The following is a 19964-nucleotide window of genomic DNA, read 5'->3' as shown; positions in this document are numbered from 1 at the left end:
TGCGGGTGCTGTTTCGACGCACGTCAGCGTTGCCGTTCGGCACCCGATTGCACATCCAGCGCGCGTCGCGCGCTGACACCCTGCGGAAGGTGAATCGATGGCAGATGCCGCCGTGCCCGATCTCAGCGAGATCCTCGCCGACTCGCCCACCAATTGGGGCAGATGGGGACCCGATGACGAGGTGGGCAGCCTGAACTATCTGACGGCCGCACAGGTCTTGGCGGGCGCGGCGCAGATCAGGCGGGGCGCGGTGTTCACGCTTCAGCGCCTGATCGGTGATCCCCACGGTGACCCCGTGTGGCCGGGTCGTAGCCCTGCCACTCGCGAGATGACCCTTGACGAATCGCACTGGGATGACGGCAAAGGGCCTGCTTTCCCCGGCGGCATGCACTGCGCCGACGACAAGCTCACCGCATCGCTCCAGGGTTCCACGCAGTACGACGCGCTCGGCCACGTCTGGTACGACGGCCAGATCTGGAACGGGTACGACTCGAGGACCACGATCGGGGGCTTGTCGAGGGCCAGCGTCGCGCCGATCGCCGAGCGTGGAGTGGTCGGTCGCGCCGTGCTCCTCGACATCGCACGTCACCGGGGTAAGGCCTACCTGGAGCCGTACGAGACGTTCGACCACGAGGATCTGATCGCGTGTGCCGAGTACCAGGGCACGGAGATCCAGCCGCGCGACATCGTGGTGATCCGAACCAATCACCTGCAACTGTTCTTCGAGAACGCCGTCGAGTTCTACAGCGACTTCTGCGAATCCGGCCTCGTCTACTCCCGCGAACTCGTGTCCTGGTTCCAGGAGATGGAGATACCGAATCTCGTGACCGACACCATCGCGAACGAGGTGACCGTGGACCCGAACAACGGCGCCGCTCTGGTGCTGCACAACGCGCTCATGCGCAACCTCGGCGTGGCGTTCACCGAGATCTGCGACCTCGAGAAGCTCGCCGCCGATTGCGCCGACGACGGGGTCTACACGTTCTTCTACGTGGCCGCGCCGCTGAAGATCAACGAGGCCACCGGTTCTCCTGTCAACCCCGTCGCGATCAAGTGAGCCACGCCCGGCGTCGACGCGGGACGAGATGATCGGCGCCCCGATGCGGTCCGGGACCGGTAGGACCGTCTCAATGTGAGACGGATCGCGACGGCGATCGTGCTTATTCTGCGCGCGATACCCGCACACATCAGGAGTTGGCGATGAAAGCTCTCGTGTATCACGGTCCCGGGCAGAAGGCGTGGGAAGACGTTCCGGACCCCGTTCTGCAGGAGCCGACGGACGCCATCGTCAAGATGGAGGTGACCACCATCTGCGGAACCGATCTGCACATCCTCAAGGGCGACGTACCGGCGGTCACGCCGGGTCGGATCCTCGGGCATGAGGGCGTCGGTGTGGTCACCGAGGTCGGTCCCGGCTGCGAACGGGTCAAGGTCGGGGACCGCGTGATCGTGTCGTGCGTGAGCAAGTGTGGAACATGCGAGTTCTGCAAGGCCGGCCTGACGTCGCACTGCCAGACGGTGGGCGGCATCGGATGGATCTTCGGCCACCTCATCGACGGCACGCAAGCGGAGTACGTGCGGGTTCCGTTCGCGGACAACGGTCTGATCGCGCTTCCCGAGAAGGTGACTCCCGAGCAGGGCACGATGCTCAGCGACATCCTGCCGACCGGCTACGAGATCGGGGTGCTCTACGGCGCCGTCGCAGAGGGCGACGTCGTCGCCGTCGTCGGGGTCGGGCCGGTCGGGCTGGCGTCGGTGATGACGGCGTCGGCGGCCGGCGCGTCGAAGGTGATCGCCGTGGACGGCAACAAGTTCCGGCTCGAGCAGTCGCGCGACTTCGGTGCGACCGACACGATCGACGTCAACGCAGGCGGGGACGTGGTCGCGCAACTCAAGGAACTCAGCCGGGGCGGGCTCGGGGTGGACGTGGCGATCGAGGCGGTCGGGGTGCCCGCGACGTTCGGCGTCGCGCTCGATTCCGTCCGTCCCGGCGGTCATGTCGCCAACGTCGGCGTGCACGGGGAGAGCGTCACCTTCCCGATCGAGCGGGACTGGATCAACAACCTCACGATCACCACCGGATTGGTCAACGCCACGACCGCACCCGAACTCCTGGAGAGCATCGAACGCGGGGACATCTCCCCGGAGAAGTTCATCACCCACCGGTTCACGTTCGATCAGTTCGACGAGGCGTACGACACGTTCGCGAACGCTGCCGACGAGCACGCGCTCAAGGTGATCATCGCCGCCGGCGACTGACGGTCCGGCCTGGTCCGACGGCGCTGGCTCGGGTCGTCACTCCTTGGCCTCGGCGAAGGAGAGAACGACCGTGGTCCGCTCGTCGGAATCCGCTACGACGTCGTCGGTCTCGTCGACCAACGAGAAGTGCCGTACGTTGGCGAGATTCACGATGTGCGCCGACCCCTCGAGCTCGAGGGCGATCGGTTCGCGCTGCCGGACCACGTCGCGGACGAACTGCATCACCTCCGGGACCGACTCCGCGAACAGCAGGCGGATCTCGAACTCGTCGGACGTCAGCAGTGTGCCCATGCGGCTCATCGTCGCACGGCGGGACGGTCGGACACGGCTGCTCGCGCGGATTGATGGATCGAACCGGCCGACAACGAAACGGCCCGCTCGGCGATCGGAGAGCGATCGCGGAGCGGGCCGAGTCGACGTCGGAGCCTGGGCTCAGCAGTCGTAGTAGAGCGAGAACTCGTACGGGTGCGGACGGATCTGCACCGGCTCGATTTCGTTCTCGCGCTTGAGCGCGATCCAGGTCTCGATGAGGTCCTCGGTGAACACGCCACCGGCGGTGAGGTATTCGTGATCCTCTTCGAGGCGGTCGATGACCGCGGCGAGCGAGGTCGGGGCCTGCGGGATGCTCTTGGCCTCTTCCGGCGGGAGCTCGTAGAGGTCCTTGTCGACGGGCTCGTGCGGCTCGATCTTGTTCTTGATGCCGTCCAGGCCGGCCATCATCATCGCGGCGAACGCCAGGTACGGGTTGCCCGAGCTGTCCGGGCAACGGAACTCGAGGCGCTTGGCCTTCGGGTTGTTGCCGGTGATCGGGATACGCACACAGGCCGACCGATTGCGCTGGCTGTAGACCAGGTTGATCGGGGCCTCGTAGCCCGGCACCAGACGCTTGTAGGAGTTCACGGTCGGGTTGGTGAACGCCAGCAGCGACGGTGCGTGATGCAGGATGCCACCGATGTAGTAGCGCGCCAGGTCCGACAGGCCCGCGTAGCCGGCCTCATCGTGGAACAGCGGCTTGCCGTCCTTCCACAGCGACTGGTGGGCGTGCATGCCCGAACCGTTGTCGCCGAAGAGCGGCTTCGGCATGAAGGTGACCGACTTGCCGTTCTGCCATGCGGTGTTCTTGATGATGTACTTGAATAGCTGCACGTCATCGGCTGCGTGGAGCAGCGTGTTGAACTTGTAGTTGATCTCCGCCTGGCCCGCGGTGCCGACCTCGTGGTGGCCGCGCTCGAGCTCGAAGCCCGAGTTCTGCAGGTTGGTGGACATCTCGTCACGCAGGTCGACGTAGTGGTCGTACGGTGCGACGGGGAAGTACCCACCCTTCGGGCGGACCTTGTAGCCGAGGTTCGGGCTGCCGTCGGGATCGGTCGGCGACGCGGTGTTCCACCAGCCGGACTCGGACTCGACCTCGTAGAAGGTGCCGTTCATCTCGGAACCGAAGGACACCGAGTCGAAGATGTAGAACTCGGCCTCGGCACCGAAGAAGCAGGTGTCGGCGACGCCGGTGGAGGCGAGGTAGTCCTCGGCCTTGCGGGCGACGTTGCGCGGGTCGCGGCTGTAGGCCTCGCGGGTGAACGGGTCGTGGACGAAGAAGCTGAGGTTCATCGTCTTGGCCTTGCGGAACGGATCGATCCGCGCGGTGGCCGGGTCGGGCAGCAGCATCATGTCCGACTCGTTGATCGACTGGAAGCCACGCACCGACGATCCGTCGAACGCCAGCCCGTCCTCGAAGACGTCCTCGTCGAAGGCCGACGCGGGGATCGAGAAGTGCTGCATGACACCGGGCAGGTCGCAGAAACGGATGTCGACGTACTCGACACCTTCCTTCTTGATGCCCTCGAGTAGTTCTTCTTTACTGCTGTACACCGTGCGGTGACTCCTTCGTGATCGGTGGTCCGTGTATGGGGACACGCCACATCCGCCACTGAGAAACAGCAGCGGATCTCAGCGGCAACCGTATGGAGGCGAAGTTGCCCATGCGTCAAGTCCGTGTTTCCCCCGTGTTACACGCGCAGTGGTGTTGGCTACACAGCGTGATCGGGGGCCGTCGCACTCGGCGCATCCCAACCCTAGCGGCAGGGGCCAACGGGCGGGACGGGTCACGACAACCAGCGACTACGATGGTTCCCAGTGCGGCGACGACGCGGACCGAGGGGGTTGCGCGGTCGCGTGAGAGGAGTCATCACCGATGGGACGAGTCACGGGTTCCTGGCTGTCGGGACCGCAGATCGGTCCCGAGAACGGCGTGGACAACGAGTACCGGGGACAGGATCTCGGCCTGCCGGAGAGCGGTCCCGGGTCGCTGGCCACCGGCTGGCCGCGGGTGGCCGGCCTGCTCGTCGACTGGCTGATCGCCGGTGGGCTCGCGATGGCGTTCTTCGGTGGCTTCAACTCGCCGCATCTGGGCACCGCGCAGATGGGCGTGTGGTTCGTCATGGGCATCTTCGCGGTGACGCTGTTCGGGTTCACCCCGGGCCAGCTCGTCATCGGGATGCGGGTCGCGCGAGTGGATTACGGTGTCGAGCGCAACACCGCCGAAGCGACCGGCGAGCAGAGCCCGGCCGCGGTCGGGATCGTCCGGGCCTTCTTCCGCCAGCTGCTGATGATCTTCCTGGTCCCGGCCCTGATCAACGACTACAACGGACGCGCTCTGCACGACCGCGCAACCGGCACCGCGCTCGTCCGGACCCGCTGAGCAGCACCCGATCCGGCGCACAAGCCACTCGTCGACGAAACCCACCACCAAATCGTGATCGGTGGTGGGTTTCGTCGTAGGTCGTCGCTCGTCGAACCCGGTGCACAGTCGACGTAAATCGATGCACAGTCAACGGGATCGGGCGCTCCGTCGACGGAGTGGGCGGAAGCGTCAGCCGCGGCGGCGCGCCGTCCGCTGCATGCTGCGCATCTTGGCGTTCGCGGGCAGGGGACCCTTCGGCATGCCGGGGCCGGGAGCCTTGCTGCCGAGGGCGGACAGCCGGCCTTCCAGGGTCTCCATCCGCTTACGGTCGATGTTGCTGGGCAGCTTGTTGAGGTGCCGCTCGAGCTTCGACAGCGGGACCTGGCCGTCGTCGTTGCCGACCATGATCTCGTAGATCGGGGTGTCGCCGACGACCCGCGCGACCTTCTTCTTCTCCTGGCCGAGCAGCGACTTGATGCGGGTCGGGGAGCCCTCGGCGACCAGGATGATGCCCGGCTTGCCGATGACACGGTGCACGGCGTCGAGCTGGGAGGTGCCGGCCACGGCCTGCTTGACCCGCCACTGCCCGCGCATGTTGCCCAGTGCCCATCCGGCGGCGCCGGGCTGTCCCTCGGCCTTGGTGTACACGTTCTTCTGGACGCGGCGGCCGAACAGGATGAAGGCGCCGAGGATGCCCAGCACCACGCCGAGCGGGATCAGCAGCCACGGCGAACCGAGGACGAATCCGAGAGCGGTGAAGACCGCGATCGACAGGACGATGACACCCACCATGTAGGGGATGAGTCGTTTGTCTTCCTTGCGCTGCATCTGGAAGGCCTGCCAGAGCTGCTGGCGCCGTTCCTTCGATGCGGCCTTACGGGCCTTCTTCTTCTCGGCCTTGACCTCTTTGCTCACCTGCGCCTTTGCCATGAGGCCAGTTTACGTCCGTGGATCGAGCGATCGGGGCATCGGGTGACCGTCCGATGATCACCGGACGCGCGGGGCGTCAGCGGGCGAGGCGTGCCATCAGGCTGGAGGCCTCCTGGCTGGCCGATCCCTCGGCCGCCAGGTGCGCGAGAGCCGGTGAGATCTCGCGACCGTGATGGGCCATCGCCTGCGCGTACAGGCGGCCCGCCCGGTACGACGACCGCACCAGCGGACCCGCCATGACGCCGGCGAACCCGATCTCTTCGGCGAACTCGGAGTGGTCGACGAACTCCTCGGGCTTGACCCACCGCTCGACCGGATGATGCCGCGGCGAGGGACGCAGGTACTGCGTGATGGTCAGGATGTCGCAGCCCGCCTCGTGTAGATCCACGATCGCCGACTGCACCTCCTGCGGGGTCTCGCCCATCCCGAGGATGAGGTTCGACTTCGTCACCAGGCCGAAATCACGTGCGGCGGTGAGGACTTCGAGGGACCGCTCGTAGCGGAAGGCCGGGCGGATGCGCTTGAAGATGCGCGGCACGGTCTCGAGGTTGTGCGCCAGTACCTCGGGCCGGGCATCGAAGACCTCGGCCAGCAGGTCGGGCTTGGCGTGGAAGTCCGGGATGAGGTTCTCCACACCGGTACCGGGGTTGAGGCGGTGGATCGCGCGGACGGTCTCGGCGTAGAGCCAGGCACCCTCGTCGGGCAGGTCGTCGCGGGCGACGCCGGTGATCGTCGAGTAGCGCAGGCCCATCGCCTGGACGCTCTCGGCGACACGACGCGGTTCGTCGCGGTCGAGTTCGGCGGGCTTGCCGGTGTCGATCTGGCAGAAGTCGCAGCGCCGGGTGCACTGCTCGCCGCCGATGAGGAACGTCGCCTCGCGGTCTTCCCAGCATTCGTAGATGTTGGGGCAGCCGGCCTCTTCGCAGACGGTGTGCAGACCCTCGCGCTTGACCAGGCCCTTGAGTTCGGTGAACTCCGGGCCCATCGTCGCGCGGGTGCGGATCCACTCCGGCTTGCGCTCGATGGGGGTCTGCGCGTTGCGCACCTCGAGCCGGAGCAGCTTGCGGCCCTCAGGGGCCGGGGTCGGGGTCTGTGGTGCGGATGCCGAGGCCGAGGGTGTGGCTTCGGGGGCACCGGGTCCGGGGGTGATGGGGGACGCGGTCACTGGATCGATCCTACGCTCGCAGAAGTGGATGGAGAGGACTGTGCCGACGCGACCGGGCTCGCAGTGGCGTCGAGCGCGGTGAGCACGGCATCGGCGGTGACGTCGAGCAGAGAGGCCACCGACAACGGCCGCCCCAGTTCGCGGGCCAGGGACGTGACCCCGGCGTCGGCGATCCCGCAGGGGACGATCGCCTCGAACGCCGACATGTCGGGGTCGATGTTGAGTGCGAATCCGTGCAGGGCCACGCCGCGTGCCACGCGGATACCGATCTGTCCGAGTTTGCGTTCCCCGGCGTCGTCGGTGATCCACACGCCGGAACGTCCGTCGACGCGGCCGGTGGTCACGCCGAGACCGGCGCAGACCGAGATGAGGGCCGCCTCGAGGCGACGCACGTACTCGACGACGTCGAGCGGCTCGGCGAGCTTCACGATCGGATAGCCGACGAGTTGTCCCGGTCCGTGCCAGGTGATCCGGCCGCCGCGGTCGACGTCGACGACCGGCGCGCCGTTGGTGGGCCGGTCGGCGTCCTCCGTGCGCTTGCCCGCCGTGTAAATGGACTGATGCTCAAGCAGGAGCAGCACGTCGTGATCCAGGACGCCGTCGGCGCGGTCGGTCGCCAGGCCGTGCTGCAGGTCGTAGGCCGTCTGGTAGTCGACGACGCCGAGATGGCGGACCTCGACCGGTTCGGCACTCCCGCGGATCGGCCGCTCAGTCATGACTGGTGGAACCGGTGGCGTAAGCGAGGGCCTCGTCGACACCGGGATGGGTGAAGGTGAATCCGTGATCGGTCAGCACCTTGGGTGTAACGCGCTGACTGAACAGAATCATTTCCTCGGCCATCTCGCCGCCGACCCGGCGCGCCGCGAAGGCGGGTACCTGCAGGATCGTCGGGCGGTGCACGGCCCGGCCCAGAGCCGAGGTGAACTCACCGAACGGGACGGCGCCCGGCGAACTCAGGTTCACCGGTCCGGACAGGTCGGAGTCGAGGAGGAACTCGATGGCGCGGATCTCGTCGATCAGGCTGATCCACGAGAAGTACTGCTTGCCGTCGCCGATCGGTCCGCCGAGCCCGAGCTTGAACAACGGCCGGAGTTTGCCCAGCAGGCCGCCCTGGGTGCTGAGGACCGGCGCCGTACGGAGCAGGACCAGACGCGTGTCCGCGCCGACGCCGGCGGTGGCGGCGCGCTCCCAGTCGACGACCAGGTCGGCGAGGAATCCCTCGCCGGGGCCGTCGGTCTCGACCGCGGCGTGGCCACCGGTGTTCCCGTAATAGCCCGTGGCGCTGGCACTCACGAACGTCGGGATGCCGAGATCGCGGACGGCCTCGGCGAGCAGTTCGGTGGGGGTGATCCGCGAGTCCCGGAGTTCCTGTTTGAACCGGCCGGTCCAGCGACCGTCGCCGACTCCCACGCCGCCCAGCGAGACCACCGCCTCGACGCCGTCGAGACTCTCCGGCGGGACGCCGATCGTCTCGGGATCCCAGCTGAACTCGTCATCGGCGCGTGCCTCGCGGCGGACCAGACGTGTGACCGTGTGGCCCGCCGCGCGCAGCGAGTTGACCAGGGCGTTGCCGATGAGTCCCGATGATCCGGCGACGGCGATGCGCATTCTGTGTCCTCGGTGTGCCGTCCGAAGGAGATCTGGGCTAGAGGCCCAGGTCCGCGGCGAAGGCGGCCTCTTCGAGACGCTTCTTCACCGTGGTGAGGAAGCGGCCCGCGTCGGCGCCGTCGATCAGACGGTGATCGTAGGTCAGCGGCAGGTAGGACATCGACCGCACCGCGATTGATTCCGAACCGTCCTCACCGGTGATGACGACCGGGCGCTTGACGATCGCGCCGGTGCCCAGCATCGCCGCCTGCGGCGGCACCAGGATCGGGGTGTCGAACAGCGCGCCCTGACTTCCGATGTTGGTGATGGTGAACGTGCCGCCGGCGAGCTCGTCGGGCTTGAGGCCGTTGGAGCGCGCCCGGGACGCGATGTCGGCGATGGCGCGGGCCAGACCGGCGATCGACAGGTCGTCGGCGTTGTGGATGACCGGCGACAGCAGCCCCTGCGGGGTGTCGACGGCGATGCCGAGATGCACCTTGTCGTAGTAGGTGATCTCTTTCTTGTCCTCGTCGATCGACGCGTTGACGTTGGGATGCGCCTTCAGCGCCTCCACGACGGCCTTCGCGATGAACGGCAGGTACGTCAGGTTGACGCCCTCGGACGCCTTGAAGCTCTCCTTCGCCGCCTTGCGGAGTCCGGCGATGCGGGTCATGTCGACCTCGAAGACCTGGGTGAGCTGTGCGCTCTGCTGCAGCGACTCGCGGGTCTTCTTCGCGGTGATCTGACGGATGCGATTGATCTTCTGCGTCGTCCCGCGCAACTCGGCGAGCTCGGGCCGGATCTCCGGCGAGCCCGACGACGCGGCCGGCGCCGACGATCCCGCGGGCTTGGCGGCGGGGGCGGACTCCTGCGCCGGGGCCTTGGCCTCCTCGGCCGCGGCGAGCACGTCCTGCTTGCGGATGCGGCCACCGACACCGGTGCCCTTGATGGCATTCAGGTCGATGTTGTTCTCCGCGGCGAGCTTGCGCACCAGCGGCGTCACGTACGGGGTCGACTCGACGGTCGGCGGGTCGGACTTCTCCGCGGCCTGTGCCTTGGGCTCGGGGGCCTTGGACTCCTGGGCCTTCGGCTGCGGCTTCTGCTCTTCCTCGGGGGCAGGCGCCTGCTCGGGCTCCGGCTCCGGCGCGGACTCCTGCTCGGGCTCGGGCTCGGGTTCCGGTTCGGGCTCGGGCTCCTTCTTCGACGGAGCCGCCGAGGCATCACCGATGACGGCGAGCTTGCCGCCGACCTCGATCACGTCGTCCTCCTGCGCGAGGATCTCGAGCAGGGTGCCGGCGACCGGCGAGGGGATCTCGGTGTCGACCTTGTCGGTGGAGACCTCGAGCAGGGGTTCGTCGGCGGCGACCTCGTCGCCGACGGCCTTCAGCCAGTTGGTGACCGTGCCCTCGGTGACCGACTCGCCGAGTTCGGGCATGAGCACGTCGGTGCCCTCGGCCGAGCCCGAGCCGGTGTCGGCGGTGGGCTTCTCGGCGGGCGCGTCCTCGTCGACGGACGGCTCCTCGGCGGCCTGCTCGGGCTCGGGTTCGGGGGCGGCCTCGGTCGGCTCGTCGCCGCCGCCGGCGGCGTCGGAATCGGAATCGTCGGAACCGGAGTCGTCGGAACCGGCCTCGTCGGCGTCACCGATCAGGGCGAGATCGCCGCCGACCTCGACGACGTCGTCCTCCTGCGCGATGATCTTGGTCAGCACACCCGAAGTGGGGGCCGGGATCTCGGTGTCCACCTTGTCGGTCGACACCTCGAGCAAGGGCTCGTCGGCCTCGACGGTGTCGCCCTCCTCCTTCAGCCACCGGGTGACTGTCCCCTCGGTGACACTTTCACCAAGGGCGGGCATCTGGACGGAGAAGGCCATCGTTGTGAACTCCTGAACTCGACGTGGTGGTCTGTAGGTGATGCCCAGTGGTGTGTGCGCCGTGGGCACGGGGGTCGGGAGGCGGTTGAAGACCGCGCAAATGAGTGGCGGATCAGCCGCTCATCCCCGCGGCCAACCCTACCCGTACGGTGAGCCGCCGACTCGGTTCGGCTCGTACTCGTCGGTAACGATTCGCCGGCGGCCGCGGCACCGGTCTCGGCCGCGGCTCGCCGAAGGTGTTCTCAGCCGTTCGCGGCGATGTCCTCGAGCACGGCCGCGATGGTCCGGACGGGGACGCCCGTACCGCCCTTCGTCGTGTAACCCCAGGGGCCGCCGGTGTTGAAGGCGGGACCGGCGATGTCGATGTGGGCCCACTGCACGTCCTCGGGCACGAACTCCTTCAGGAAGATGCCCGCGGCGAGCATCCCGCCCCAGCGGTGGGGGGTCACGTTCGCCAGATCCGCGACGCGGGACTTCAGGTCTGCGCGCAGCTCGGCGGGGAGCGGCATCGCCCAGGCGTTCTCACCCACATCGGCCGACCGGGCCGCGACCCGGTCGCGGAACCCGTCGGTGCCCATGACGCCCGGTGTCCGGGTGCCGAGTGCCACCATCTGGGCGCCGGTCAGGGTCGCGGTGTCGATGAGATAGTCGGGATCGTCCTCGCAGGCCCGCACGATGGCATCGGCGAGGATCAGCCGTCCCTCGGCGTCGGTGTTGAGGACCTCGACCGTGCGGCCGCCGTACTGGGTGAGCACGTCGCCGGGGCGCTGCGCAGTCGACGACGGCATGTTCTCGGCCATGGGGACGGTGGCGATCACCGTTACGTCGACATCGAGCCGGGCGGCCAGGATCGTCGCCGCGATGACCGCGGCCGCGCCGCCCATGTCCGAGGTCATCGCGTCCATGTTGGCGGCGGGTTTGATCGAGATACCGCCGGTGTCGAACGTGATGCCCTTGCCGACGAGCGCGACCTTCTTCGGCGACTTCTTCGCGGTGTGGGTCAGCCGGACGAGGCGCGGCAGCCGGGACGAGCCCTTGCCGACGCCGATGATCCCGCCGTAACCCTGCGCCTCCAGCTGCTTGTCGTCGAGGATCTCGACCTTGAGCCCGGCCTTGCTGCCGAGGGTGCGGGCGCGGGCGGCGAACTCCTCGGGATACAGGTGGCTCGGCGGGGTGTTGACGAAGTCGCGGGCGATCGCGACCGAGTCGGCCACGGCGACCGCGCGCTCCACAGCGGCCTTGGCCTCCTTGGACTTCGATTCGACCAGCAGTGTGATGCGTTGCGGCGGAGTCTTCTTGGGCTTCGACTTGTCCGAACGGAACTCGTCGAACCGGTAGGCGCCGAGGAACAGTCCCTCGGCGGCGGCAGCCAGGTCGACGGCCGAGAGCGTGGTGGCGACCGACTCGTGACCGTCGAGTTCGCGGGCGACGACACCGGCGGCCTGCCGGACCTGGTCGGCGTCGTCGAGGTTGTCGGCATCGCCCAGGCCGATGGCGACGACGATGTCGACGGGCAGCGACTCCGGGGCCGCGGTCCGGGTGACCTCGCCGTGGGTCCCGGTCGCGCCGAGGGCGGTGAGAGCAGCGGTGATGGCGGCGGCCTGGGCGTCGTCGAGGATGCCGTCGCCGATGGCGAGGGTCGGTTCGGCTGTGGGGTCGGCGTTCTCGGCATCGTCGGGGGACGAGGCGCTGATCAGGCCGATGACCAGGGCGGAGTCGTCCTTGCCGATCGAGGTGGACAGTTCGAGTTCGGGGCCGCGCGTGCGGTCGACGGTGTCGTTCTTGCTCACCCGGTCAACTCTGCCACAGCTCCGGCGGTGCCGAGCCCCAGTGGGAGGACGTGCAGACGAACGCCGCGTCCGTGCCCGGCCGGCGGGGTCGCCCGATAGCGTGGGCGGCATGAGTGAACTCCTCGCCGGGCCGATCGCCGACCGTCATGCCGCACTGGGGGCCACCTTCGCCGAGTTCGGCGGCTGGAACATGCCGGTGTCGTACTCCGGCACGGTCGCCGAGCACGCCGCGGTGCGGGAGAGCGTGGGCATCTTCGACGTCAGCCACCTCGGCAAGGCACTGGTGTCCGGCGCGGGTGCGGCGGCCTTCGTCAACTCGACGCTCACCAACGACCTCGGCAAGATCGTGCCGGGCAAGGCGCAATACACGTTGTGCTGCAACGACTCCGGTGGTGTCGTCGACGACCTGATCGCCTACCTCGTCGGCGAGGACGAGGTCTTCCTGGTGCCCAATGCGGCGAACACCGCGTCCGTCGTCGCCCAGCTGCAAGCGATTGCGCCGGAAGGGATCTCGATCACCGACCAGCACCGTGACCTGGCCGTGCTCGCGGTGCAGGGCCCGAAGTCGCCCGAGATCCTTGCCGGGCTGGCACTGCCCGCCGACATGGAGTACATGGCCTTTGCCGACGCCGAGCTGACGACCGCCGACGGCGTGGCACCGGTCCGCGTGTGCCGCACCGGATACACCGGTGAACGCGGGTACGAGATCGTGCCGCGGTGGGACGATGCGGGCGCCGTGTTCGACGTCCTGCTGGAGGCGATCACGGCGGCCGGCGGGTTGCCTGCGGGCCTGGGCGCGCGGGACACCCTGCGCACCGAGATGGGGTATGCGCTGCACGGCCACGAGCTGGGGCCCGACATCTCGCCGGTGCAGGCGAGGTCGAGTTGGGCGGTCGGCTGGGACAAGCCGTCGTTCTTCGGACGCGACGCCCTTATCGCCGAGAAGGAGGCCGGACCGACGCGTCGTCTGTACGGGTTGCGGGCGACCGGCCGCGGGGTACCGCGTGCGGGGTGCGTGGTCCGCCTGGCAGAGAAGGACCAGCAGATCGGCACCTGTACGTCGGGGACGTTCTCGCCCACCCTCAAACAGGGCATCGCACTGGCACTGCTCGATACGGCGTCCGGGGTGCGCAAAGGCGACGAGGTCGTCGTCGACGTCCGCGGGCGGGACCTGGCGTGCGAGGTCGTGATCCCGCCGTTCGTGCCGTCGCACGTGTGACCTGCGGGCCCTCGCGCGACGTCCCACGCAGCCCCGGGGGTCAGCCGACCGGGCCGGGAAATGCTTTTGTGCCCGGCGGTACGATGGCGTGATGACCTTGGAGTTCAACCGTACCGAGCATCCGCACCCGGTGTCTGAGGGCCGGCGCGCGGAGATCCTGTCCGCCCCCGGATTCGGGCGCCACTTCACCGACAACATGGTGATGATCGATTACGACGCAGGGGTGGGTTGGCACAACGCCACGGTGAAGCCGTACGGTCCGATCGCCCTCGACCCCGCGGCCACGGTTCTGCACTACGGCCAAGAGGTGTTCGAAGGTCTCAAGGCCTATCGGCAGCCGGACGGTTCGATCGCCGCGTTCCGCCCCGAGGCGAACGCCGCTCGTCTCCAGCGCAGCGCGGAGCGGCTCGCGATGCCCGCGCTGCCGGTCGAGGATTTCATCGCCTCGCTCAAGGCGCTGCTCGAGGCCGACAACGAGTGGGTGCCCGCCGCCGGCGGCGAAGAGGCGCTCTACCTCCGTCCGTTCATGTTCGCGTCGCAGGCCAGCCTCGGCGTCAACGCCCCGTCCTCCAGCTACATCTACTCGGTCATCGCCTCGCCGGCGGGCGCCTACTTCGCCGGTGGGATCAAGCCGGTGAGTGTCTGGCTGTCCACCGAGTATGTCCGCGCGGCACCGGGCGGAACCGGATTCGCCAAGTGCGGTGGCAACTATGCCGCCGCGTTCCTCGCTCAGCGGCAGGCCACCGAGCAGGGGTGCGACCAGGTCGTGTGGCTCGATGCGATCGAACGCCGCTTCATCGAGGAGATGGGCGGCATGAATCTGTTCTTCGTGTTCGGCTCGGGCGCCGACGCCCGGCTGGTGACCCCCGAGTTGTCGGGCTCACTGCTGCCCGGCATCACCCGTTCGTCGCTGCTGACGCTGGCCACCGATGCGGGCTTCGAGGTCGAGGAACGCAAGATCACCACCGAGGAGCTGCGCAAGGGCGTGGCGTCGGGCGACATCACCGAGGTGTTCGCCTGTGGCACCGCCGCGGTCATCACCCCGGTCGGCCGGGTCAAGGGTGAGGGCGAGGACTACACCATCAACAACGGTGAGACCGGTGAGGTGACGCAGGCGTTGCGTGACACCCTGACCGGCATCCAGCGCGGGACCTTCGCCGACACCCACGGGTGGATGACAGAGCTCTACCGCCGCTGAGCGGCGCCACGACGCCTCAGAGCAGGACGCCGACGACACCGATCGCGACCCCGAGTTCGATGGTCGCGCCCAGCACGTCGCCGGTCATCCCGCCCATCCGGCGAGCGCAGTGCCTCGTGAACCACCATGCGAAGGCGGTCACGGCCAGCACGATCGCACACCCCTGGACGACGGCGGCCACCTCGACGTGGCCGCCGTCGATTCCGTTGGCGGACAGTCCGAGCGGCACGGTTGCGAGCAGGGCCACGACGAACCACGCGGCGACCGAGGTGCGCTGGGTCCCCGCGACCAGGGCGCCGAAACCGTTGGGGTGGGCCGGTTCCAGAGACCGCCGGGTGCCGACGACTGCGCCGAGCCGCCCGAGGGCGATCGCGAAAGCGAGCTCATACCAACGACACTGATCGGTGAGTGCGGCGAACCCGGTCGACTGCACGGCGAGCGTGAGGACCAGCGTCGCGACGCCGAACGGTCCGACGGTGCCGCTGCGCATGACCTCGGTGACACGATCGGGCGGCCCGTAACACCCGAGTCCGTCCGCGGTGTCGGCGAGCCCGTCGAGGTGCATGCCCCGGGTGGCGACGCCGAGCAGCACGACGATCAGCACGCCCGCCGTGAGCGCCGGGAGGTCGGTCCGCGCGAGCCCGAAAGCCAGTCCCGCCGACGCCGCGCCCAGGGCAGCGCCGATCGCCGGGACCGACGCCATCACCGCCGCTCCCAGCTCCCGGTCGGGTGCGGAAGCGTCTGCGTGACCACCGACGGGTACCACCGTGAGCCAGCTGAACGCGGTTCGCAGCGCCCGGATCGGCGAGATCATCTCGGAGCGGTTCGGCGTCAGGTCGTCTCGACGGTGGCGTGCTCGGCCTCCCGGTCGGACACCCCCGCCTCCTCGAAGGTGGCCATCGAGCCGAGCAGGTCTGCTGCCGACTGCACGATCGGCAGTGCCAGGACGGCACCGCTGCCTTCGCCCAGGCGCATCGAGAGGTCAAGTACCGGAACGAGATCGAGGTGGTCGAGCGCGATCTGGTGGGCGGGTTCGACCGATCGGTGTCCGGCGATCCACCAGCGCATCGCGCCCGGTGCGAGTTCGTTGGCGACCATCGCCGCGGCGGTGATCACCACGCCGTCGAGAATGACCGGCGTCCGACGCAGCGCCGCTTGGGCGAGGAAGCCGACGGTGGCGGCGAGATCGGCGCCGCCGACCGCGGCGAGCAGCGCGAGGGGGTCGTGGATGACCTTGCGCGCGCGACGCATTCCGTCTCGGATCGCGGCCGTCTTCCGCATCCATCCGGCGTCGTCGACACCGGTGCCCCGGCCGACGATCTCGACCGGCTCGCGCCGGGTCAGCGCGCCGATGAGGACAGTCGCCGGGGTGGTGTTGCCGATGCCCATCTCGCCGGCGATGAGCAGGTCGGTGCCCGAGTCGACGAGGTCGTCGGCGATGGCACGGCCGGCGGCCAGCGCCGCGCGTGCCTCGGCGAGGCTGATGGTGTCGGTGGTGCGGAGGTCTTCGCTGCTGCGACGGACCTTGTACCGCGACAGTTCCGGCGGGGTGTCGGCGTCGACGGACATGTCGACGACCTTCACCGCGGCGCCGACACGGCCCGCCATCACGTTCACCGCGGCACCGCCCGCGGCGATGTTGGCGACCATCTGCGCGGTCACCTCGGGTGGGAACGCCGACACCCCGCCGCGTGCGACACCGTGATCGCCGGCGAAGACGACGACGGTGGGGGAGATGAGTGGCGCGGGCGGACACTGCCCCTGGCAGGCGGCGATCCAGACGCCGATCTCCTCGACGCGGCCCAGCGACCCCGGCGGCTTGGTGAGTACCGCCTGCCGTTTCCGCGCGTCCTGCGCGACCGCCTCGTCCGGCGGCGCGATCGGTGCGAACACCTCGGCGTCCGTGGGGTCGGGCCGGGTCCGTTCCGAGACGCCCACGCCCGCAACAGGTTCGGGTGCTGCGCCGAAAGTGGTTGCCACGGCGGCCACCGCGGCCGCTGCTGTGCTCGGCGGCGTCGGGGCGGAGTCGTCGGTGGCGGGCGGAGTCGTCGTCGGGGTGTTCGACGCCAGGTCCGCGTTGCCGGTCGGGTCCGCGCCGGCTGCGCGCGGGCTCGCGGCCTCGTCGGCGGGTGCTCCGGCGGGGAGATGCAGGACCCGGCCGGCGACGACGAGATCGACGCGCTCGCACACCTCGGCGACCCGGACGTTGAGGGTCCCGAGCAGGTCCTGGAACACCCGTCCGGCGGGGGTGGGCGGTACGAGCGAGAGGCCGGCTTCCGGGCTGATGATCACCACGTCGGCCGACATCGTGCGCAGGGCATCGCAGAGGTCGTCGATCCGGCCGTCGAGGTCGATCTCCGAACGCGAGGTCCAACCGTGGACGGCGTCGATCTGCGCGGTGAGCCAGTTGCCCAGGTCGTCGACGAGGGCCGGGATGTCGGGCGCGGCGCGCAGGGCCTGGCCGAGATCGGTCGTCTCGATCGTCGTGTACCGGTCGTCGCGGCGTTCGCGATGGAGCCGGACCCGGTCCATCCACTCCCCGTCGGAGGACGTCAGCGGGCCCGTGGCCAGGTAGCGGATCTGACGGTGGCCGTCGAGCAACGACTCTCCGTGCGCGGACTTACCCGAGCGCACGCCGCCGAGGACGAGGGTGCGCACTGCGCGATCGGTCATCGATCAGACTTCGTCGCCCGGCGAGACCATCGGCTTGGGGGCGCGCATCTTGCGCAGCTGCATCGCGCGCGTGAACGCGTACCAGCCCAGCTTGAAACCGCCGTCGCTGGACTCGGGGAAACGTTCGGCGACCCGCCGGTTGACCATGCGGCCCAGGATCACACCGTCGGCCGCCATCAGGACGACGAAGGCGACCAGGATCAGGTTGGTCAGCGCCGCTGCCTGCGGGACCAGGAACATCAACACGATCAGCAGGATTGCGAACGGCATGAACAGCCCGGCGAAGTTGCGTCGGGCGTCGACGATGTCGCGGGTGTAGCGCCGCGAGGCGCCCTTGTCGCGCGGCATCAGGTAGGCCTCGTCGCCGGCCATCATCCGTTCGCGCTGCTGGAGCCGCTTCTCGCGGCGCTCGGCGGAAAGTGCGCGCTTCTCCTCTTTGGAGAGCGTGGACTTCAGTTCCTTCTTGCGGGCGCGCGCCTCGGCGCGGTTCGTCGGGGGCGGAGCGACGGGACCGCGTCGCTTGTTCTCGGCCTGTCGGCGAGACGGCGTCGGACGACCCTTGCCCGGGGTGTACTTGCTGCCCTTGGTGGAGGGCGCGACGTCGGTGCCGGACTCGTCGTCGGCGGTGTAGGTGGAGACCGAGCTGTCGCCGGAATCCGCCTGGGTGTCGTCCTTCTTCCATGGCAGCTTCACGCTGTAGAGCCTAGGTGATCGATGTTGCGAGACAAACGCGTGGTCGTCGCTTTCGGGTGGTCACCCCGGCGGACTCGGCATCTGCGGCTTCGCGCGGTGTATCGCGGATCCGTCCAGCGTCGGTGTCGCGCTGCCGGGTCGGGTTCGGCCACTTACACTCCGTGCTCATGACCGGGAACGGCGCGCAGCGCGGTGGAGCACCCACGGGGCCGACAGCGGGATCCCGGTGCGGATCCTGATCGCGCCGGATTCGTTCGGTGACACCATGTCCGCGGTGGTCGCGGCTCGGGCGATCGCCCGGGGGTGGCGTGCGGCACGGCATGGGGACGAGCTCGTCGTGGCTCCGCAGTCGGATGGCGGACCCGGCTTCGTCGACGTGCTCGCGTCGCGGTTCGGGACCGTGATCGCCGAACCGGTGTCCGGTCCGCTCGGGGCGGGGGTCATCGCGCGATGGCTTCTCGACGACGCGTCGACCGCATACATCGAGTGCGCCCAGGCGTGCGGTCTGCACCAGCTGGGCGGGACGCCGACGCCGCGGACGGCGACGGCGGCCGATACCCGCGGAGTCGGCGAACTCGTCGCGGCGGCGCTGGCGCGCGGGGCCGAGCGGATCGTGATCGGTCTCGGCGGCAGTGCGACGACCGATGGCGGCGCCGGCCTCGTGGAAGCCCTCGGCGGCGGCGACCGCGCCCAGGAGCGACTCCGGGGTGTGGATCTGGTGGTGGCGTCCGATGTGGAGAACCCGCTGCTCGGGCCGTCGGGAGCCGCCGCCGTCTTCGGTCCGCAGAAGGGCGCCGACCCGGAGACGGTCGAACTGCTCGAGACGCGCCTCGCCCACTGGGCACAGGTGTTGAGTGCGCTCGCCGACCGGGATGTCGCCGATGAGCCCGGCGCCGGCGCCGCGGGCGGGCTGGGTGCGGCGCTGCTCGCGCTCGGCGGTACCCGGGTGTCCGGTGCCACCGTCGTCGCGGAGGCGACCGGGCTGGCGGCCGAGGTGGCCGCGGCCGATGTCGTGGTCACCGGAGAGGGGAAGTTCGACGCCCAGACGCTCCGGGGCAAGGTGGTCGCCGCACTGCACGACGCGGCCTCGACGATCGGCGCCCGGGGCGCGGGTGCGCCGACGATCGTCCTCGCGGGTCAGGTCGCCTTGGGCCCCGACGAGATCCGAGCGGCCGGTGTCGCGGCCGCGTACGCGATCGTCGACATCGCCGGATCGGTCGAGGTCGCGATGAACGATGCGGAGAACCAGCTCGTCGCGCTCGCGACGTCGGTCGCATCCGACTTCTGGGCGGCGGACGGTCCGGGCTGACCTCGGCGTCGCGCCGTGCCGCCGAATCGGGTGCCGACCTCCTGGAAACGCCCGTCCGACTGGACGGGAATACCACGGGGAGGAGTACGGTTGTACGCACGGGCACACCGGTCGACCTCCCGGCGAGCGGGTGAACCCCGAACGACCGTGAGGGCACACCCCAACCACGGCATCGGGCCACGATGCACCGGGACCACACCACTTACAGGAGTATCCATGACCGTGCAGAACGAAACGGGCACAGCCACGAGCACCGGCGTCATCCTCAGCGACGCAGCCGCGTCGAAGGCCAAAGCGCTGCTCGACCAGGAGGGCCGCGACGATCTCGCGCTGCGTATCGCCGTACAGCCGGGTGGTTGCGCGGGCCTGCGATACCAACTCTTCTTCGACGACCGCACTCTCGACGGCGACATCACCACCGATTTCGGTGGCGTCACCCTCGCCGTCGACCGCATGAGCGCCCCCTACGTGCAGGGAGCCACCATCGACTTCGTCGACACCATCGAGAAGCAGGGCTTCACCATCGACAACCCGAACGCCACCGGCAGTTGCGCCTGCGGCGATTCGTTCAACTGACGCCGTACACGTCAGCAA

The 19964-nt window shown here is 69.0% G+C and carries 18 protein-coding genes; 7 read left to right on the top strand and 11 right to left on the bottom strand.

The window, feature by feature from the left end:
* The first annotated feature begins 97 nt into the window (after positions 1 to 97).
* On the top strand, positions 98 to 1057 hold the full coding sequence (locus tag AS181_RS19100; protein WP_058253115.1) for a cyclase family protein: 960 nt from the start codon (positions 98 to 100) through the stop codon (positions 1055 to 1057).
* Positions 1058 to 1200: 143 nt separating this feature from the next.
* Complete coding sequence (locus tag AS181_RS19095) at positions 1201 to 2259, top strand: zinc-binding dehydrogenase (RefSeq protein WP_058253114.1); 1059 nt, start codon at positions 1201 to 1203, stop codon at positions 2257 to 2259.
* Between the two features lie 36 nt (positions 2260 to 2295).
* On the opposite strand, the gene AS181_RS19090 is transcribed toward AS181_RS19095, so the two are convergent.
* Both AS181_RS19090 and glnA read right to left on the bottom strand, forming a co-directional pair.
* Positions 2296 to 2550 carry a hypothetical protein gene (locus tag AS181_RS19090; RefSeq protein WP_058253113.1) on the bottom strand — a complete coding sequence of 85 codons (255 nt, stop codon included), beginning with the start codon at positions 2548 to 2550 and terminating at the stop codon, positions 2296 to 2298.
* Positions 2551 to 2691: 141 nt separating this feature from the next.
* Complete coding sequence (gene glnA, locus AS181_RS19085) at positions 2692 to 4125, bottom strand: type I glutamate--ammonia ligase (protein ID WP_010841141.1); 1434 nt, start codon at positions 4123 to 4125, stop codon at positions 2692 to 2694.
* 322 nt (positions 4126 to 4447) lie between these two features.
* On the opposite strand from glnA, the gene AS181_RS19080 reads away from it, so the two are divergent.
* Positions 4448 to 4954, top strand: coding sequence for an RDD family protein (locus AS181_RS19080; RefSeq protein WP_058253112.1), 507 nt, complete (start codon positions 4448 to 4450; stop codon positions 4952 to 4954).
* Positions 4955 to 5125: 171 nt separating this feature from the next.
* On the opposite strand, the gene AS181_RS19075 is transcribed toward AS181_RS19080, so the two are convergent.
* The 6 genes from AS181_RS19075 to AS181_RS19050 all read right to left on the bottom strand — a co-directional run bounded on the left by AS181_RS19075 (position 5126) and on the right by AS181_RS19050 (position 12278).
* A complete protein-coding gene (locus AS181_RS19075; RefSeq protein WP_058253111.1) occupies positions 5126 to 5866 on the bottom strand; it encodes a DUF4191 domain-containing protein in 741 nt (246 codons plus the stop codon).
* 76 nt (positions 5867 to 5942) lie between these two features.
* On the bottom strand, positions 5943 to 7031 hold the full coding sequence (gene lipA, locus AS181_RS19070) for a lipoyl synthase (protein ID WP_058253110.1): 1089 nt from the start codon (positions 7029 to 7031) through the stop codon (positions 5943 to 5945).
* Positions 7028 to 7747: a lipoyl(octanoyl) transferase LipB gene (gene lipB / locus AS181_RS19065; RefSeq protein ID WP_058253109.1), complete on the bottom strand. Its 720-nt coding sequence runs from the start codon at positions 7745 to 7747 to the stop codon at positions 7028 to 7030. Before lipB ends, lipA begins: the two co-directional genes overlap by 4 nt.
* Complete coding sequence (locus AS181_RS19060; protein WP_058253108.1) at positions 7740 to 8639, bottom strand: TIGR01777 family oxidoreductase; 900 nt, start codon at positions 8637 to 8639, stop codon at positions 7740 to 7742. The genes lipB and AS181_RS19060 overlap by 8 nt, the downstream gene beginning before the upstream one ends.
* Positions 8640 to 8676: 37 nt before the next feature.
* Positions 8677 to 10488: a 2-oxoglutarate dehydrogenase, E2 component, dihydrolipoamide succinyltransferase gene (sucB, locus tag AS181_RS19055; protein WP_058253107.1), complete on the bottom strand. Its 1812-nt coding sequence runs from the start codon at positions 10486 to 10488 to the stop codon at positions 8677 to 8679.
* A gap of 242 nt (positions 10489 to 10730) precedes the next feature.
* Positions 10731 to 12278, bottom strand: coding sequence for a leucyl aminopeptidase (locus AS181_RS19050; protein WP_058253106.1), 1548 nt, complete (start codon positions 12276 to 12278; stop codon positions 10731 to 10733).
* A gap of 109 nt (positions 12279 to 12387) precedes the next feature.
* Between AS181_RS19050 and gcvT the strand changes: the two genes are divergently transcribed.
* Both gcvT and AS181_RS19040 read left to right on the top strand, forming a co-directional pair.
* Positions 12388 to 13497 (top strand): glycine cleavage system aminomethyltransferase GcvT, encoded by a 1110-nt coding sequence (gene gcvT, locus AS181_RS19045; RefSeq protein ID WP_058253144.1) that lies wholly within the window; start codon positions 12388 to 12390, stop codon positions 13495 to 13497.
* 91 nt (positions 13498 to 13588) lie between these two features.
* Positions 13589 to 14695 carry a branched-chain amino acid aminotransferase gene (locus AS181_RS19040; protein ID WP_058253105.1) on the top strand — a complete coding sequence of 369 codons (1107 nt, stop codon included), beginning with the start codon at positions 13589 to 13591 and terminating at the stop codon, positions 14693 to 14695.
* Between the two features lie 16 nt (positions 14696 to 14711).
* On the opposite strand, the gene AS181_RS19035 is transcribed toward AS181_RS19040, so the two are convergent.
* Genes AS181_RS19035 through AS181_RS19025 form a run of 3 tightly spaced genes read right to left on the bottom strand, consistent with a single transcriptional unit; the run spans position 14712 to position 18061 of the window.
* Positions 14712 to 15509: an adenosylcobinamide-GDP ribazoletransferase gene (locus AS181_RS19035; RefSeq protein ID WP_058253104.1), complete on the bottom strand. Its 798-nt coding sequence runs from the start codon at positions 15507 to 15509 to the stop codon at positions 14712 to 14714.
* A gap of 17 nt (positions 15510 to 15526) precedes the next feature.
* A complete protein-coding gene (gene cobT, locus AS181_RS19030; RefSeq protein WP_058253103.1) occupies positions 15527 to 17368 on the bottom strand; it encodes a nicotinate-nucleotide--dimethylbenzimidazole phosphoribosyltransferase in 1842 nt (613 codons plus the stop codon).
* Between the two features lie 3 nt (positions 17369 to 17371).
* Positions 17372 to 18061 carry a DUF3043 domain-containing protein gene (locus tag AS181_RS19025; protein ID WP_058253102.1) on the bottom strand — a complete coding sequence of 230 codons (690 nt, stop codon included), beginning with the start codon at positions 18059 to 18061 and terminating at the stop codon, positions 17372 to 17374.
* 226 nt (positions 18062 to 18287) lie between these two features.
* Between AS181_RS19025 and AS181_RS19020 the strand changes: the two genes are divergently transcribed.
* A complete protein-coding gene (locus tag AS181_RS19020) occupies positions 18288 to 19370 on the top strand; it encodes a glycerate kinase family protein (RefSeq protein ID WP_058253101.1) in 1083 nt (360 codons plus the stop codon).
* 216 nt (positions 19371 to 19586) lie between these two features.
* A complete protein-coding gene (locus AS181_RS19015; RefSeq protein WP_058253100.1) occupies positions 19587 to 19946 on the top strand; it encodes a HesB/IscA family protein in 360 nt (119 codons plus the stop codon).
* Positions 19947 to 19964 lie beyond the last annotated feature (18 nt).

This window comes from Gordonia sp. SGD-V-85, assembly GCF_001456905.1.
Lineage (GTDB): Bacteria > Actinomycetota > Actinomycetes > Mycobacteriales > Mycobacteriaceae > Gordonia > Gordonia hongkongensis.
This window is presented reverse-complemented; position numbering and strand designations above follow the sequence as displayed.